The sequence below is a fragment of the Lihuaxuella thermophila genome (assembly GCF_900110165.1).
GTDB classification, from domain to species: Bacteria; Bacillota; Bacilli; order Thermoactinomycetales; family Thermoactinomycetaceae; genus Lihuaxuella; species Lihuaxuella thermophila.
Genome location: NZ_FOCQ01000002.1, coordinates 143,050 through 160,043 on the forward strand (window position 1 = coordinate 143,050; position 16,994 = coordinate 160,043).

The following is a 16,994-nucleotide window of genomic DNA, read 5'->3' on the forward strand; positions in this document are numbered from 1 at the left end:
TTATTGATTGTCCGGTTAATGAGTCACTTCCGCCGCTTCTTCCCGGCTCTCAAAGTCGATCGAGAGTGCCAGAATCTCCGCTACATCCATCGTTTTTACGCGTTCTTCCACTTCTTTTGCTTTCGTGCCGTCGGAAAGCATGGTCAGGCAGTAGGGGCAGGCGCTCCCGATGAGGCTCGGATTCACTTCAAGCGCCTGTTCGGTGCGCGCCACGTTGATGCGGACTCCTTCCGTTTCTTCCATCCACATCATTCCGCCGCCGGCCCCGCAGCACATGCCGTTTTCACGGTTCCGGTTCATTTCCACCAATTCTACGCCCGGAATCTGCTGAAGAATGTAGCGCGGAGCATCGAATTCTCCGTTATAGCGGCCCAGATAGCAGGAATCGTGGTACGTGATACGCTCCTTCACTTCTTTGGTGGGCTTGATCCGTCCCTGGCGAAGCAGATCGGCAAGCACCTGGGTATGGTGATACACCTCTGCCTGCAAACCGAGATCCGGATACTCATTTTTAAAGATATTGTACGCGTGAGGGTCGATCGTGATGATCTTCTTCACATTATGTTTTTCAAACAAAGCGATATTGTCCGCCGCCAGCTGCTGGAACAAGAACTCATTTCCCATCCGGCGGGCCGTATCGCCGGAGTTTTTCTCTTTATTACCGAGAATCGCAAACTTCACGCCGGCATGGTTCAAAATCTTGACCAGGGCACGGCTGATCTTCTGGCTGCGGTTGTCATAGGAACCCATGGAACCGACGAAGAAAAGATACTCGAACTCTTTTTCCTCTTTGACCGTTGGTACGGGCACTTCAGCGTCTTCTGTCCATTTGTCACGATCCTTGCGGTTGATTCCCCACGGGTTCCCCTGGCGCTCGATATTGGAGAAAGTCCGCGAAGCCTCGGGGCTCATCTTCCCTTCCGTCATCACGAGATAGCGGCGCATATCGATAATTTTATCCACGTGTTCGTTCATCACAGGACATGCATCTTCACAGTTGCGGCAAGTGGTGCAAGCCCACAATTCCTGTTCGGTAATCACATCGCCGATCAAGTTGACCGGATAGTTGACGGTTCCGTCATCTTCCCGGGTCACGGCGACTTCAAGTGCCGCCTGGTTGGTTCCGGCAAAAGCAAAACCGGGAACCCAGGGGGACTTGGAGGTGATCGCCGCCCCTTTGGCAGTGAGGTGGTCACGCATTTTGACGAGCAGGTCCATCGGGGAAAGCATTTTCCCGGTTCCCGCCGCAGGACATACACTGGTGCACCGGCCGCACTCGACACAAGCGTAGAGATCGATCAGCTGTTTTTGGTTAAAGTCTTCAATTTTGCCGACTCCGTACACTTCTGCCGACTCATCTTCAAAATCGATGAGGGACGGTTTGGCCGGAGGCTGCTGCCTTTTTAAGAAAACGTTGATCGGGGCAACGATTAAGTGAAAATGCTTGGATTGGGGGACATACACCAAGAAGCTGAACAGCACGAGCGCATGCACCCACCAGAACACATAAAACATCACCTGTCCGGCCGCAGGGCTCATCCAGCCGATGAACGGCAGGGCCAACAAGGAAGAAACCGGCGTGTACCAGGAGACTTCGTGGCCGAACCAGATCTTTTCAAAGGCTGCCGAAAACAGAATCGACGCCATCAAAGATAAGAGAAAGATAATGACCAGCCCCGACTTAAACCCGCGTTTCAGGCGCGGAATCTTCTCGATATAGCGACGATAGTAAGCGTACAGGGTGGCCAACAGCACCGAAAACGTGGTCAGCTCCTGTATAAACAGAAAGACGGGATATGCCGGAAACGGCAGATGGCTGCCGGGTAACAGTCCTTTGAGAAAGAGGTCGATAGCCCCAAACTGGATGATGATAAAGCCGTAAAACATCACCACATGCATAATGCCGCTTTTTTTGTCTTTCAGCAGTTTCTTTTGCCCGAAAACATTGACCCATACTTCATGGAGACTCTGTTTCAAATCCACGTTAAAGTCCGAAGGTTTGCCCAATCGGACATACATATACCGCTGGTACACCACATTCCCAAACAGGTAAAATGCGTATCCCGCCACGGCCAGAAAGGCGATCAGGTTCAATACTTGTAGTGCATTCATTGATTTCTCCCCTTTCCATCAGTTGCATAGATTCAGAAAACAATCTCGCCGCTATCGGAGATGAATCCGTTTTCATTATATCATTTTTCTTATTATATCATAATACTGAGTGGTCATTCATTCATTTCTAACATGAATTGAAACAGCATTAACATTTCATAAATATTTCTGAATGATGTTCCAACGGATGGATTTGATTCATGGAGCAGTCCATCATTTATTTTTATGAGGGAATATTTTCAAACCGGTTCGCCTGTTCACACAAGGGAGATACCGGGACTTATTTGAATATGGGGATCGGGGTGCCGGCGGGCATCCCGGCCGCCCTTCGCAAAGGCCCTGGTAGCAAGATGATGATATTTCGCTCAAAAAAACAAAAACGAACAAGCACCCATCCCAAACGGAATGGGTGCTTTTGCCAAATGTCTAATATACACCTACTGCCGAGTAGGCATTTTTTACGGACTGAACCTCCTGGGAAGCGGACCCGTACAGATCAGTCGCCGCTTTTATGGCCGCCTGGCGCATGTCGGCGAAGGTGGAACGGCTGGTTAGATACAAGGTAAGTGCGCGATAGTAGATTTTGGCTGTTTTGGCACGGCCGATTCCGGTCACGTTCACGCCGTAATGCGTTCCCCCTTCCGCCAGGAGATAGGCCGCTTTGTTGTTGATTCCGCTGTTGATATGTACCCCGCCGTAGTCCCCGTCCGGTGTATCGGGAAGCCGGACATAACGGCTATAGTGATCCGGCTGGTCGTACTGAGTGGGATTGGACATGGATCGAAACGCGTCACCGGATTGTTTCGGCGTATAAACATCTTCCCCGAGCAACCAGTCGCCCGAATCGACCATCGCGCCAAAAATATCGGAAATGGACTCGTTTAACGCACCCGATTCATTGTGATACTCCAGGTTGGCCGTCTTCTCGGTTATGGCATGGGTCAATTCATGCCCGACCACATCGAGGGCTCCCGAAAGGGGGCGGAACACGATCCCGTCGCCGTCTCCATATACCATTTGCGTACCGATCCAGGCTGCGTTATTCCAGTTCCTGCCCACATGCACAGAGCTGATCACCGGTGCCCCGTTGCCGTCGTAACTGTTGCGTCCGTGCACATTTTTGAAATAATCATAAACCTTTTCCGCATACGCGTGGGCATCGACTGCGGCTCCGTCCAGAAAGTAATTGGTTTTGCTTGAAACCATCGTGCCGGGCAATTGCGATTCATAGATGACGTGGTAGGCATTGTAGGTTTTGATTCCGCCCCCGCGGCTTGTCCCCTTGAGATAATATTTTCCATATTTATGATCGACTTCAAATGTTTTTCTGTCTCCCAATACCCCCCGGCCGGACCCGGTCAGTTGATGAACTGTATTATACTTGCGGATGACCTCTCCATTTACTGCGTTGATGAAATAGTGCCAGTAACCCGGTTCGGGCTGGATGACGGAAACTTTGACGTGATAGGCCAGGTAATAATTCCCTTGATGGGGATAGATATATAGGCCGGTATCGGGATCACTTGCCAGCCGGCTGATGTTGCCCGGCTGCGCCTCCAGATCTTTCCTCACAATCTGAACGGCCTGTTCCTTTCCTATTTTGGCAGTGGTTTGAATTTTCTTTGCCCCCAGGTCCGGGATCACCGTCCCAAAGAACGAGGTGACATTACCGTCCCGGTCCGTATGTACCGTTTGATCGGAACCATAAACAGGAATCCCGTGGTAAACTTCCTGCACCCGATAGTGAGTCATCCCCAGCGAATCTTTTTCTTGTTTCAAGATTTTAAATTGCGATTTCACATCCCCTTTTAGCTTAAAGAGGCTTTTTTTCGCATGTAAATAGGCCCACACGATTTCTTCATTTTTCAGATTCTTGGGCTTACTCCATTTTTCGCCGATATAGGCAGGCGTTTTATACTCTTTACTGTACCTGATTTCTTCCCCGCCTTTCGCCTCGGCAGGCTGCTGGAACAAGAAACTGCTTGCTCCAAGGGCGATGGATAAAACCATCCCAACCGCGGCTCGTTTCTTCATGAAATGTTTCTCCCCCTTGATGTGTAACCGGACTTTCGCCATTGATGCAGGCGGTTTTTGGGTTATTGCTTCTTCATTATAGTTGAATCATTTGAACTTCACTACCGGGTTGAAAAAATTAAAAAGATTAAATATCAAATGGGAATCCTGCATGATCGACATGCAAGCGAAAAGGTGAGCGGATCATGGACTGATGCAAAATTCATCAATGATGGGGGATTACAACCGAATTGATTTCCAGGAAGTTGAGTTTCTGCGATAATTATGAGTGAGTACTCACTTTACCGTTGGAAATGTTTATATTAGAATGAGGTTAAGGAGCAGGTGAGCGGGAGAAAAAGGATACAGCGAGCCAAAAAAACCTGTTTCGGTCTCCGTTGGTGTTTGAACCTCATTCACATATAAAGGAATTTTATTTGCAAAAATATGCGGAATAAACACATTATTACCCGGACTCCGGTGAGTCTGTCGCTTGTGATGGTTCCCTTATACGGTCCTGTTTTCCTATGCGCGGGGGAAAGGAAAAGAACCTGGTGGTCCATGGAATAGGGCTTTCAATCCGGCGGATGCAAGACCAAAACGGAAGCGCTGTCAGATGTACGGGACCATCGACCTGAAAGATTTCAACCCCTAGGCAGTGGCGCGAAAAAAATGTTGGCAAGGAGTGTGGAGGATGAAGAATTCTGTTTACTCCCATGTGAAGGCCATTCTGGCAGCACCTTTTAATGTCACCGTGACCATTCCTCTCTTGATTCTGGTCTTGTCGGGGGATCTCCGGATCGGTTGGGCGATGGGAGGGAGTCTCATCGTGGGAACATTGCTTCTCTCAGGAGGATTGTACCTCCTTGTCACAACCATTCGTCTGTTCGCACGGAAGGGGGAAGGCACATTAGCACCTTGGAATCCGCCTCAAAAGCTGGTAGTCGCAGGCCCCTATCGCTATGTCCGAAACCCGATGTACAGCGGTGTTCTCTTTATTACTGGGAGAAGTGGTTGTTTTCGGCTCCTTTTATTTACTCGTTTGGTTTCTCCTCTTCTGGACGCTGATACATGCAGTTACCCTCTTCTATGAAGAACCGGGCCTCGTCCGGCGGTTTGGACAGGATTACGTCATTTACCGGGAAAATGTGCCGAGATGGTTTCCCCGCTTGACCCCATGGAACGGAGGGAATGAACAGGATTGAGATGCATTTTTCAGATACGTTCTCATTCTTGTTAGCCCAAAATGCCAGGCGACAGCACACTCCCAACGGCTGTCGCATCATACAGCTGGCAGATTCCCGCCATTAATAGGACAACCAGATCAGATTCCAATACCAGCCATATCCTATGAAAGCCAAAGTCATCACAGCTGTCACCAGATAATAAATGCCTCTCCCTGTTGATAATCGTTGTTTTTTCCATCCCATCATCGTTTCGATCAACAGCCCGATACTTAACACACCACTCACCCACGGAAGTACGCTGATCCATTTGACCGTCCACGGAATCCCGAAGTGAAACGCCGCCCAGTAGGTGGTGAAGTAGGGAATGATGACCAGGAACGCGCACCCTGCCAAAAACAGAAGATTCCCCGCTCCCGTGATCCCGATGATGACAGAAAAAATCCACTTCCCTCTCTTTCGCAACAGATATTTCACCAGATCAAAGAGGGAGTACCCTATTGCGAGCAGAAAAGTAAAAGCAAACAGTCCCAGCAATGCAAAATGGAAAACATCCGTTTCGTACCATTTCACTTTCTGATAGGCCGCCATATTCCCTTCTTCATAGAAAAATGTCATTTCTCCGGATGAATTGGACTGGAAACCCAGCTTTTTTCCTTCGTTGGTTTGAAAAACACCCGGTTCTGCATAAGTGAGCAGGGACGGCGGGTGGGCGATGCTTTTTAATTCCAAGTGACCTTGCTTATTTTTCTGCACATGGATCTGTGTAAACAACGAGACGATTTTTTCCATTGTGTGATGGGGGTACCATTCCCACCGATAAACGCCTTCATACTTTTCAAAGTCATCCGGCTGTACGTCCCGAACCGCTGACGCTTTGCCGGGAAAATACCGATTCATGATTTCATCCTTCAACTGTTGAGTGACCGGCTTTCCCTTCTCTTCAACCGGATTGCGATTATAGGTGATAAAAAATCCCGTATTCTCCTGCGGCAAGAGGTAAAGCAGGCTGGTGCCCTCCGGTAAGCGCCCCTCATGAAAAAGAGCTCGATCGCCATTCATTTCTTCCTCAAAAAAGCCGTAGGCCATTCCGGGAACTTTGGGATGGTGGCGAAACTGGGTCCGATGCATGAGCGCGACGGTTTTCTCTTCTAAAATCCTGTTGTTCCGAAACGTCCCCCGTTGCAAGTGCGCGATCATAAACCGGGCCACATCGGTGGCCGTCGTATGCAGCGAAGCGGATGGCCCCCCATGAAAATACGAGTAAGGCTGAGGGACATTCTTTCCGTTTTTAAAACGATAGGCAGTTGCCAGATGATCTCTCCACTCTTCAGGGAGATCCTGTGAAAAGGTACTGCGTTTCATTCCCAGAGGTTCAAAGATGTTCTTCTTCATATATTGATTGAACGGCATTCCCGAGGATTCCTGAACCAGCCGTCCGGCCCATTCCATGCCCGCATTCGAATAGCTGATCATCTTTCCGGGTTCCAGCACAGGAGAATCGACTGTATAAGGGGATTTCACTTTTTTCGGATCGCGGACAGACACATTCATACTCGTTTCGTTCAAAAAACCGGCCGTGTGTGTTAATAAATGATGGATCGTAACCGGTTTGGCGAAAGGAGTATGAAGATATGTTCCGGTTAAATATTGATTCAGATCGGTATGTAGGTCCAGTTTTCCTCTTTCTACCTGTTGCATCACCGCGGTGGTTGTAAACAGTTTGGATATGGAGGCAACGCGGAAAATGGTTGTATCCGGGTCGACAGGTTGCTTCTTTTCCAGATCTGCGTAGCCGTAACCTTTCGCTATAAAGATCCGCCCGTCTTTCACCAGAACAAAGGAAGCCCCGGCAATATTTTTCTCTCTTAATTTTTGATTCATAAACCGGTCCAGAAAAGCTTCAAACTCTTTCACATCCGTTAAGGTTTTTTCAGAACGTGGTGTTTGTGCATAAACCGGCAGACTCCATGAACAGATAAAAGAAGTAACGAGAACAAAAATGATCCCTTTCAACAATAAAGAAGGCATCTTCTTCATTTAGAGCTTCCCCTCTCCAGTTGTTTCCTGTACTGCATCCGGCCACTATTATAAAATCTCACGTAGTTTGAGATTCAAGTCGTTTTTGGATTTCGATCAGGGGAGATGAAATATAGATGACTGTGCAAAATATCATTGAAGATGTAACGAGAAAACTTGAAGGCGTACCCGGGATCGTCGGAGTCGTTTTGGGGGGATCAAGGGCACGCGGCACTCACCGGCCGGACTCTGACATCGACATCGGGATTTATTATGATGAATCGGCAGGCTTTGACGTGCGGAATTTGAATGAAATCGCGACGGAACTGGATGATGAACACAGAACAAACTTAATTACCCCTTTAGGAGGCTGGGGACCGTGGGTCAACGGCGGGGGATGGCTCGTCATTCAAGGTTATCATGTTGATTTTATTTTCCGCGATGTCAAAAGGGTCGCCCGCGTCATCGAGGATTGCCTGCAAGGAACGGTTACGGCTCACTATCAGACCGGCCATCCCCATGCTTATCTGAATGTCATGTACATGGGGGAGGTATCCATCTGTCAAATACTCTCCGATCCGGCAAATCGAATAGCTGAATTACAAGCGAAAACCAGGCCGTACCCGAAAACGCTGCAGGAAGCGATCATCCGATGGTTTATGTTTGAGGCATCTTTTTCCCTGCTGTTCATGGACAAATATGCAGATAAAGACGACGTTTCGTATGTTGCCGGACATTGCTTCCGCGCGATTTCCAGTTTGAATCAAGTGTTATTTGCCAGGAACGAAGAATATTGCATCAATGAGAAAAATGCTGTAGCGATGGCGGATCGGTTTGATATCAAGCCTGTGGACTATAAGAAGAGAGTAGACCGGATCTTTACATTGCTATCTTCAAACAAAGACCGCACAAGGGAAGCCGTCGGCATGCTCCGGGAGCTTGTCACGGAAACGGAAAAACTGCTTCAGGCTGAATAAAATGGTAGCTCAAAAGAGCATGGAAAACGAAAAATGGCGTGTTTTCAATGAATTCATCAAGTCGACCCGGACCACACGGTATAAAAGTGAACGAACCCGGATCGAAATCCGGGCATTTCTACTCGAGGCTATGGAACTACCTGAGTCCTGTAACCTGTTTATATTCTCATTCATCTCATCATTGAAGATCCCCCGGCTTGGCAGGCGGCGGAGGAGCAGGCAGGGAAGGAAGCGCCTGCCCCCACTGGGTTGTGATCTGATTGAGAACATCGTTTGTCCGCTCCATTTCGTGGGCGATCAGAAGCCGGGTAAATGTCTTTTGCCCCTCCGCCTTCTCTCTGAGCGACTCTGCATATTGACTCAACAAACGGCAAAGGATTTGTTTGGTTTCGCGGTCCAATTTGAGTAAAATCTCTCGTTCTTCCACTTATAACCCTCCATTCCGGATTCAGTCGGAATATGGTACAATGGGGATAACCTCATTTTTTCTGTTCACCCCCCAGGTTGCCACCGCGGGGGTGTTTTTGTTTCGCTTCATTCCCTGGTGCTTCACAACCCGCCTTGAGCCCGTTTTCCCTCCTTTCTCTCTTTTTTCCGCTGATGCTTTTTCCCGAAATGATCAGTTGGTGATCCCTTGTCTCAATCTGGGCGTCGATGAGGGGAATGATGATCAACTTTTCGTTTAAAGTTTTTAGAAATACAAAAGAGCCCGTGGAAACATCTGAGAGAGCGGCCGCTTTCTTCAGCCGCGCGGCGAATGGAATGATCATGGATCACAACCTTTTTCAGTTGATTTTCAGAATGATTTGACTTAACCTAAGTATAGAAATTTCAGGAAGAGAGTTCAATAAGTTACAGAAATTAGATTAAATTTTTCGTTGATTTCCGTACTCGTCCGCCCTATGTGACCTTAGAACGAATTTGGACAAGGTTGATTCCGAAATTTCAGAACTGATACGGGTAGGGAAATCGCGAACAGGAGGGAGCTTGATGGATTTTGAACGGGTGGGAAAATTGATTCGCAAAGTGAGGCAAGAACGGGGATTGAGACTGGACGACCTGGCCGATGACTATATTCCCCGGACCACACTGTCGATGATCGAAAGGGGGCTGTCCCAGAACGAAACCAAGGTGCGCTACCTCTTGCGCAAACTGGAACTGAACCTGTCCGACCTGTCCGAGCGGGATAAGGAAGAGGAGAAAAAGAGGGAGCTGGATTTGCTGCTCCTCGAGCGGAAGATCAACACGGAGCCCAAAAAAGCGCTCACCCGGCTAAACAAACTGCCCGCTGAGTACAACGGCCCGTGGCTGTATTACTTAAAAGGCCGTTGCCACTACAAAATGAATCAATATGACCCGGCCGTGGAGTGGATCTACCGGGCGCTGCACGAGCTGGAAAAAATGCCGGATCTGGCCAAAACCAATCTCAAACCCGTCAGTCTCAACCTTCTTTCGGTGATCGAGCATTACAGGGGAAACAAGGAAAAAGCGCTACAACACGCCAGCGAAGGATTAAGCTGCTTCGACCTGAACGGAGAGCGAAAACCGTATTACATCAGTCTGGTGCAAAACAAAAGCATTTATCTCTGGCGTCTGGACCGGACGGAAAAAGCATTGGAGAACCTGGAAAATATCAAAAACATCAACACCCTCGAACTAAACATCGATTCCGTGATCGGCTTGTTCGATATGCGGGCAAGATTGAAAAGTGAGATCAGGCTCTACGAAGAAGCCATCAAATGTGCGAAAAAGGGATTGTATCTTGCTATCGTCAATCACAACTATGAACGACAGTTAGAGTTGCTTAAAACAATGGGGAAAATTTACAAGGAAAGCGGACAACTGGAACATGCCTTGAAGTGTTTGGAGTAAGCGACCGAATTAAAAGATCAAATCACTCGAAGGCACTCGTTAGTCCTTGATGTCTACTTTGAACTTGGAGAAGTTTATTATCTGATGAAACATTTTCTTCGAGCAAAAATGACTTTGCAAAAAGCTGCGGAGATTGCGAAGAGAGAAAATCGTATGTTAAGATATGCTAAAAGCCTCTTATTGATGGCAAAATCCTTTCAAACCGAATCGAATTTTGAAAAGGCAATCTCTCATTTAAAAATGGCCTATGAACTGGAGATTGAAGATTCCAAACTAAAATCCAACATCTTATACCATTTGTCGCGGGCGTACCGATTGATCGGGGATTATGAGAATTTTAACAAATACGCTGACATGTATTTCGAGCTTGAGGCATAGATAAAGGAGAGTCATGAAATGATATTTCATTTTAGGGGCGATGATGACGGCACACATCCAAGCGACTAGAGCGATAAGGATGATCTATGCATGACTCAGCGTTTCAGCAGCGAATGGGATACGGAACCAACCGACTAGAACGGAAAAGGAGGAGATGTCCATGGTTCTGCGTTTCAACAGCAATGGCGACATACCTGATGGTACAACTCCAACCGATTAGGGGCCGGAAGTATGGGTGAAGCTTCATATCCTTGCAAGCGAGTGAAAATCACTTGATTCAGCGATGGGGATGATCGCGTGTGTCGGACGCGGGAGGGTGTTTCAACCCTCCCGTAAGTCCGGCATTTTTTTAATCATTTTCACGAACAAGCGTTCTGTTTAATTTAAAGGTATAGTCTAGCAATCCAAGGAATAGATGAAAAAATTTCCTGATTTCTGAATGAGATTATAGTAAAATGGCAATATAATTTTTTCAATAGAGGGGGAGGGTCAAATTTCCGGCTTTTGTTTGTAAGAGCAGTAATTGGTTTTGCCTAACAATCATCCATAGGATCAACGATAACGGTGATTCTATATATTTCACCACCATCCCCTTTCATCCGGAAAATCAATCCATTTACGCAGGAGGTTATTCATGAAGAAGCTCTCATTTTTAAGTATTCTTTTGAGCCTTGTTTTACTCACTTCGGCTTGCGCGGGTGAAGCCGCTAAGCCCAAACAACCTGCGCCAAAAAAAGCAGCGACGACAGCCGAAGGCATGGCTATGGAAGGGCCTGGAAAGTATGCGGGAGATCGGTATGACGAAGCGAAGGTGCAGCAGGAACTGAAAAAATGGCCCAAAAATCTGACCGCAGATCAAGTGTACACGCGTTTGGTATGGCTGTTGGCGGAGGATTATAAACCGGTCATCAAAGAAGTAAAAGAGTACAAGCCTTCATTTGCCTTAAGCAAGCTGGGGAATTTCGATCCAAACCAACCAAAGAGCGGCAGCAATGATCAAAAGAAAACGAAACAGAAAAATATCGTCGTCTTGATCGACTCCAGCGGCAGCATGGCCGGCAAAGTGGATGGAAAAACCAAGATGGAAGAAGCCAAACAAGCGGTGAAAGAATTTGCCAAGTCACTGGAGGGGGACGTGCGCATCTCCATCCGCGCTTACGGCCACAAAGGCAGCAACCAGCAAAAAGATAAGGCGGTCTCTTGCGCCAGTACGGAAGAGCTTTATCCATTGTCTACATACCAGGAAGACAGGTTTGTGAAAGTGGTCGACTCGTTGAAGCCATCCGGTTGGACTCCTTTGGCTGCGGCGATCAAAGCAGCGGGCCAAGACTTGCATGCCGCCCATCCCGATGACGAAAATATGGTGTATGTAGTCAGCGACGGCATTGAATCCTGCGGCGGCGATCCGGTGAAAGAAGCAAAAACACTGCATGAAGCCAAAGTGAAAGCCGTGGTCAACATCATCGGGTTAGATTTGGACGACAAAAGCCAGAAAGCCCTGGAGGAAGTAGCCAAAGCGGGAGGCGGGGAATTCACCAATGTGACCTCAAGCGAAGAATTGCGGAACAGATTTGCCGACTTTTTAACATACGTTGGTCGTACGAATGAAGTAAATTTGTGGAGCATTGGAAACAGCAATGAATTATACTGGGAACGTCAACGGGCTAATAATTATATCTTGTCTCTGCTGGGAACCTTCATTCAACCCGGAAAGTTCCCCAGCTTGATTGACAAGGAGTATGAACACATGAATGCAGCCGTTCAATTCCTCGTCGAGCAAAAGATCATACCGGAAAGCATGGGCGGCTATGAGGGGGCTGTATCGAAAAAACTTGACAAACGCCGGGAAATGTTAAAACAATATCAAAGCAAACTGTATAATCAAAAAATGAAAGAAATTGATGACGATTATGCCCGCGCCATGGATTTAATGAAAAAAATCAAAAAACAGGAATACGAGAAAGCGGAAACGTATATGCCATAATTAGCCGAAAAATACTGTATGAAGGGTTTGCTCGGGACCTTCGATTCAAGCTTCATGATTGTGTGCAATCTAGATGGAACATCATGATATTTTGTACAACTGTTGACACATCTCATTCTGTAAAGCTGCTGACTTGATCAGCGGTCTTTTTTTAATCCGGAACCAGCTTTTAACAAGCATTCGCAAAAGCGTGGGATAGAAATAATCTGATGTGGGATAGCAGGCTTTTTTCAAATATACTTATATATGCGCGAACGAATCATCGTTTTATGCATTCATTACCCTATCCTCATTCGATGAGCACAGGAGGGATCTCAATTGTTTGGCTCAAACGGCGATGCATTTTTCTATCAGACTTTAATTGATGTCGCAAACAATATTGTCGAAGCTATACGCCTGTTTCGTGAAAATGTGAGGACTCTGGAGAAAAAGGAAGAGTACGCTGAACAGATTAAGGCATTAGAGTCCAAAGGGGATGAATATACCCAACTGCTTATCTCAGAACTGAACAAGGCATATTATCCTCCCTTGGATCGGGAAGATATCCTTCAATTAGCCGGGAAATTGGATGATGTCCTGGATGGTGTGGAGTCTTGCGCTACCCGGATTGTCTATATCGATCAGCCTACAGACTATTTGATCCGGTTTGCGGATTTGCTGGAGCCATTGGGCAAACACCTTCGGGATGCATTTATCGCCCTGCAAAAACAAGATTTTACCACCATTCAAAAGTTATGTGTGGAGATCAACATGCTTGAAGACGAAGCAGATCGTTTAATGAGAGAAAGTGTTGGCTCCCTTTTTCATCCCCCGGTTGAAGTGGTTGAATTGATTAAAATGAAGGATATCTATGAAAGATTAGAAAGACTCACAGATGCAGCGGAAGATATTGCAAATATTTTGGAAGGCATGATTATCAAGTATGGTTGATTAAAAATGCCAGTATCTTTTTAATCCGCTTTGTTCAACCCTGCTTAAAGGAGAAAACAACCTTGTCTGACAAAAAAATCATTTATTTCTTATGCACCGGAAACTCCTGCCGCAGCCAAATGGCAGAAGGATTTGCAAAGAAATATTTAGGTGATCGCTTCGATGTTTACAGTGCCGGAATTGAAGCTCACGGACTGAATCCAAAAGCCATCAAAGTAATGGCCGAAAAAGGAATTGATATCTCCAATCAAACTTCTGATGTCATTGATCCTGAACTATTCAACCGTGCGCACTATATCATCACTCTTTGCGGAGATGCCAACGACAAATGCCCGGTGACTCCTGTTCATGTCCATCGCGATCATTGGGGATTGGATGATCCGGCTCGAGCACAGGGAACAGAAGAAGAAGTATGGGAAGTTTTCCGCCGCGTTCGAGACCAAATCGAAGCAAGGATTCAACAGTTTGCCGAAGAAAATAAATAATCCGGCTCCGTTTTTCCGGGAGCCGGCGGAATTCAATCTTGCAGAAATGCATCGGCGTGTGCATTCCGGGTTATTCATCACGATCGTAAGAAACCGAACCCCATCGGATCATGGCCGCTTTACACACCCAGTTGATATTTTTTAATCTTGTTCAAAAGAGCCGTATGGCTCAGACCCAAATGTTTGGCGGCCTGCCGTGCGGATTTGTACTTGTGCAGGGCATCGGCCAGAATCGTCTTCTCATATGATTCCATTTGCTCCTTTAAGCACTGTTGGGGCCGGCGATCGGCGGGAATGGACCGAAGCTCTTTTTTCAAATATATCTCCGTTATTTCCTTCTGCTCCTCAGGGCAGAGATAAACCGCCCGCTCGATCACGTTCTGAAGTTCCCTGACATTGCCCGGCCAGTGGTAGGACTCGAGCAGGCGAATCGCTTGCGGGGAAAGAGGCAAGGGATTGCGATGGACAAGCCGGCATACCTTTTTCAAGAAAAATTCAGCCAGCAGGCGGATGTCGCTTTTCCGTTCACGGAGAGGGGGGATGTGGATTGGAATCACATTCAGGCGGTAAAAAAGGTCTTCACGAAATTCCCCCTTGGTCATCATGGCGGAAAGATCGCGGTTGGTGGCAGCTATTATCCGGACATCGAGGCGGGTGACGGCATGGCTCCCCACGCGGCGGATTGTGCGGTCTTCGAAAACGCGCAACAATTTGGCCTGCAGATGAAGGGGGATTTCGCCGATCTCATCAAGAAATAAGGTTCCTCCCTGCGCCGTTTCGATCAGTCCCTTCTTTCCGTCTTTTAATCCCCCGGTAAAGGTTCCCGCCTCGTACCCAAAAAGTTCACTTTCGAGTAACGTTTCCGGAATGGCCGCACAGTTGATGGGGACAAAGGGGCCGTTTGCCCGCGAACTGGCAAAGTGGATCGCTCTGGCAAAAAGCTCTTTGCCCGTTCCGCTCTCTCCCTGAAGAATGATCGTGGCATTTTTTCCGGCAATTCGTTTCGCTGTTTCCATACAGTTTCGCATGGCGGCGCTCTGGTGAATGATATCATCAAAGGTGATGACCTCAGTTTCGTTGACAGACTGAATCAGCTGCTGAATTTGTTTCATATCGCGCAAGACGACCACGATCCCCTGCCGCTCCCGCCGTCCGGTGGGGCGTACGGGTAAATAGCTGACGACAAAACGGGCTCTGCCTTTCCGGGCAACCGGAATGGAAACCGAGACATTCTGAATCTCCACTCCTTCCCGCAGGCAGCGCTCCGCCTCTTCGGTCCCTTGTTTCCACAGCCGGTAAAACGGTTTTCCACTTGCTTCTTCCCCGGTGATGTGAAGCATTTCTTCAGCAGCCCGGTTGATCGCCTGGATACACAGCTGCTCATCCAGCAGGACAATGCCTTCGGAGACGGTGGAGAGAATCGTGTTCATCTGGTTTTCCCGCGCTTCCGAAGGGAGATAGTTCATGATTTCGACCTGCTTCACCCCCCGGATCTTTTGAATGGCTAAAAACAGGTCCGAGAGGAACCAGCGATCCGATTCAGGAATCTTCAGATAAATATAGTGAGGTTTTACTTCCATGCTGATCAGGTCGATCCGGGCGGAGAACAAGCACTCCAGCACGTCATGGGTGATCCCGACCCGGTTTTCCGTGCGGACTTTAAAAGTGATCGTATTCATGAGAACCTCCTTTTGGATGTGAGATCTCATTCTCATGATAACAAAGAAAAACCGGGTCAGAGATGGTCCGGAAAAAAGGACAGCAACACAATCTAGGCAAATGTGAGCGCTTGCTCCAGATCGCCGATCAGATCTTCCACATCTTCGATCCCCACCGACAGTCGGATCAATCCATCGGTGATGCCCATTTTTCTGCGCTCTTCCGCGGGGACGATGGAATGCGTCATGGAGGCCGGATGTTGAATTAAGGTATCCACGTCTCCGAGACTGACAGCACGCTTACACAGAGAAAGCCGGTTCATCATGCGAATGCCCGCATCAAGCCCGCCTTTCAGCTCAAAGCTGAGACAGCCGCCGAATCCGTCCATCTGTTTTTTGGCCAGCTCATACTGGGGAAAGCCAGGCAGGCCAGGATAGAAGACTTGGGCCACTTTTGGATGGGCACAGAGAAACTCCGCCACTTTTTGTGCATTTTCACAGTGCCGATCCATCCGCACTCCCAGCGTTTTCAGTCCGCGGATGAGCAAGTAGGCATCCATGGGGGCTAAAATTCCGCCCATATCTTTCTGAGTGGTCATTCGTATTTCATCCATCAACTTTTGCGGACCTGCCGCGATGCCGGCGACAACATCTCCGTGGCCCCCGATGTATTTGGTGGCGCTGTGGATGACCAGATCGCATCCCAGCTCGATGGGCCGCTGGAGATAGGGTGACATAAACGTGTTGTCAACAACCGTATAAATCCCCCGCTCTTTTCCCACTTTGGCAATCATGCGCAAATCGACGAGTTCCATGGTTGGATTGACCGGGGTTTCCACATAGATGATCCTGGTGTTCGGCTGCAGGGAATGAATCACCTCTTGTTCATCTTTCATATGGCATAAGGAGTAATCCACGCCAAACCGCTCCCTGAGCAAACGAAGCAACCCATATGTGCATCCGTAAAGCCCTTTGGAGCAAAGGATATAGTCCCCCGTTCTAACCAGACCCAACAGGACAGCGGAGACAGCGGCCATTCCCGAAGCAAAAGCAAGCGCGGCTTCCGCTTTTTCCAGCGCGGCAACTTTTTGTTCCAGCACATGGACGGTCGGGTTTCCGAGCCGGGAATAAATATAGCCTGATTCCTCTCCCGCAAAACGTTTGGCTCCTTCCGCGACCGATGAAAAAACGAACGTAGACGTTTGATAGATGGGAACAGCTAACGCACCGGTGGCCGGATCTCTATCGTATCCTGCATGAATCGCCTGGGTCGATCGGCCGTACTCTGCACCCGGTTGATTGACTCTCATATGGATTCCTCCTCCAGATCATCAGCTCACCCATCTATTCATGCAAAAAATATGCCATATTCTTACACCTTG

The 16,994-nt window shown here is 48.0% G+C and carries 14 protein-coding genes; 7 read left to right on the forward strand and 7 right to left on the reverse strand.

The genetic code is table 11. From position 1 onward, the window contains the following. Positions 1 to 15: 15 nt before the first annotated feature. Together BMW55_RS02595 and BMW55_RS02600 are read right to left on the reverse strand one after the other, a co-directional pair. A complete protein-coding gene (locus tag BMW55_RS02595) occupies positions 16 to 2,112 on the reverse strand; it encodes a (Fe-S)-binding protein (protein WP_089965051.1) in 2,097 nt (698 codons plus the stop codon). Positions 2,113 to 2,538: 426 nt separating this feature from the next. Next, entirely contained in the window at positions 2,539 to 4,146 is a 1,608-nt protein-coding gene (locus BMW55_RS02600; RefSeq protein WP_089965053.1) for a M4 family metallopeptidase, read from the reverse strand. A 673-nt stretch (positions 4,147 to 4,819) separates the two neighbouring features. Here BMW55_RS02600 and BMW55_RS02605 point away from each other — a divergent pair. Next, a complete protein-coding gene (locus BMW55_RS02605; RefSeq protein WP_089965055.1) occupies positions 4,820 to 5,218 on the forward strand; it encodes a methyltransferase in 399 nt (132 codons plus the stop codon). A 214-nt stretch (positions 5,219 to 5,432) separates the two neighbouring features. Here BMW55_RS02605 and BMW55_RS02610 read toward each other — a convergent pair whose 3' ends face one another. Continuing rightward, positions 5,433 to 7,349, reverse strand: a complete 1,917-nt coding sequence (locus BMW55_RS02610; protein ID WP_089965056.1) for a serine hydrolase domain-containing protein — start codon at positions 7,347 to 7,349, stop codon at positions 5,433 to 5,435. 116 nt (positions 7,350 to 7,465) lie between these two features. Between BMW55_RS02610 and BMW55_RS02615 the strand changes: the two genes are divergently transcribed. Beyond that, a complete protein-coding gene (locus BMW55_RS02615; RefSeq protein WP_089965058.1) occupies positions 7,466 to 8,305 on the forward strand; it encodes a nucleotidyltransferase domain-containing protein in 840 nt (279 codons plus the stop codon). 178 nt (positions 8,306 to 8,483) lie between these two features. Here the strand turns inward: BMW55_RS02615 and BMW55_RS02620 are convergent, their stop codons facing one another. Next, positions 8,484 to 8,732, reverse strand: coding sequence for a hypothetical protein (locus BMW55_RS02620; protein ID WP_089965060.1), 249 nt, complete (start codon positions 8,730 to 8,732; stop codon positions 8,484 to 8,486). 52 nt (positions 8,733 to 8,784) lie between these two features. Then, positions 8,785 to 9,075 carry a hypothetical protein gene (locus tag BMW55_RS02625; protein ID WP_089965062.1) on the reverse strand — a complete coding sequence of 97 codons (291 nt, stop codon included), beginning with the start codon at positions 9,073 to 9,075 and terminating at the stop codon, positions 8,785 to 8,787. A 220-nt stretch (positions 9,076 to 9,295) separates the two neighbouring features. Here BMW55_RS02625 and BMW55_RS02630 point away from each other — a divergent pair, with 220 nt between their 5' ends. The 5 genes from BMW55_RS02630 (at position 9,296) to arsC (ending at position 13,954) form a co-directional block, all read left to right on the forward strand. Then, entirely contained in the window at positions 9,296 to 10,177 is an 882-nt protein-coding gene (locus BMW55_RS02630) for a helix-turn-helix domain-containing protein (protein ID WP_089965064.1), read from the forward strand. A 21-nt stretch (positions 10,178 to 10,198) separates the two neighbouring features. After that, a complete protein-coding gene (locus BMW55_RS20025) occupies positions 10,199 to 10,555 on the forward strand; it encodes a tetratricopeptide repeat protein (protein WP_483099580.1) in 357 nt (118 codons plus the stop codon). A 634-nt stretch (positions 10,556 to 11,189) separates the two neighbouring features. Next, on the forward strand, positions 11,190 to 12,539 hold the full coding sequence (locus BMW55_RS02640; protein ID WP_089965068.1) for a vWA domain-containing protein: 1,350 nt from the start codon (positions 11,190 to 11,192) through the stop codon (positions 12,537 to 12,539). Between the two features lie 318 nt (positions 12,540 to 12,857). Next, entirely contained in the window at positions 12,858 to 13,469 is a 612-nt protein-coding gene (locus BMW55_RS02645; protein ID WP_089965070.1) for a DUF47 domain-containing protein, read from the forward strand. Between the two features lie 62 nt (positions 13,470 to 13,531). Next, complete coding sequence (gene arsC, locus BMW55_RS02650) at positions 13,532 to 13,954, forward strand: arsenate reductase (thioredoxin) (protein WP_089965072.1); 423 nt, start codon at positions 13,532 to 13,534, stop codon at positions 13,952 to 13,954. 119 nt (positions 13,955 to 14,073) lie between these two features. On the opposite strand, the gene BMW55_RS02655 is transcribed toward arsC, so the two are convergent. Both BMW55_RS02655 and megL read right to left on the reverse strand, forming a co-directional pair. After that, complete coding sequence (locus tag BMW55_RS02655) at positions 14,074 to 15,633, reverse strand: sigma 54-interacting transcriptional regulator (RefSeq protein ID WP_170839701.1); 1,560 nt, start codon at positions 15,631 to 15,633, stop codon at positions 14,074 to 14,076. Between the two features lie 92 nt (positions 15,634 to 15,725). After that, entirely contained in the window at positions 15,726 to 16,922 is a 1,197-nt protein-coding gene (megL, locus tag BMW55_RS02660) for a methionine gamma-lyase (protein WP_089965076.1), read from the reverse strand. Between the last annotated feature and the right edge of the window lie 72 nt (positions 16,923 to 16,994).

Bases quoted from the DNA above. Each gene is read 5' to 3' on its own strand.
- BMW55_RS02595 (WP_089965051.1), bottom strand. From the start codon at position 2,112: ATGAATGCACTACAAGTATTGAACCTGATCGCCTTTCTGGCCGTGGCG.
- BMW55_RS02600 (WP_089965053.1), bottom strand. From the start codon at position 4,146: ATGAAGAAACGAGCCGCGGTTGGGATGGTTTTATCCATCGCCCTTGGA.
- BMW55_RS02605 (WP_089965055.1), top strand. From the start codon at position 4,820: ATGAAGAATTCTGTTTACTCCCATGTGAAGGCCATTCTGGCAGCACCT.
- BMW55_RS02610 (WP_089965056.1), bottom strand. From the start codon at position 7,349: ATGAAGAAGATGCCTTCTTTATTGTTGAAAGGGATCATTTTTGTTCTC.
- BMW55_RS02615 (WP_089965058.1), top strand. From the start codon at position 7,466: ATGACTGTGCAAAATATCATTGAAGATGTAACGAGAAAACTTGAAGGC.
- BMW55_RS02625 (WP_089965062.1), bottom strand. From the start codon at position 9,075: ATGATCATTCCATTCGCCGCGCGGCTGAAGAAAGCGGCCGCTCTCTCA.
- BMW55_RS02630 (WP_089965064.1), top strand. From the start codon at position 9,296: ATGGATTTTGAACGGGTGGGAAAATTGATTCGCAAAGTGAGGCAAGAA.
- BMW55_RS02640 (WP_089965068.1), top strand. From the start codon at position 11,190: ATGAAGAAGCTCTCATTTTTAAGTATTCTTTTGAGCCTTGTTTTACTC.
- BMW55_RS02655 (WP_170839701.1), bottom strand. From the start codon at position 15,633: ATGAATACGATCACTTTTAAAGTCCGCACGGAAAACCGGGTCGGGATC.
- megL (WP_089965076.1), bottom strand. From the start codon at position 16,922: ATGAGAGTCAATCAACCGGGTGCAGAGTACGGCCGATCGACCCAGGCG.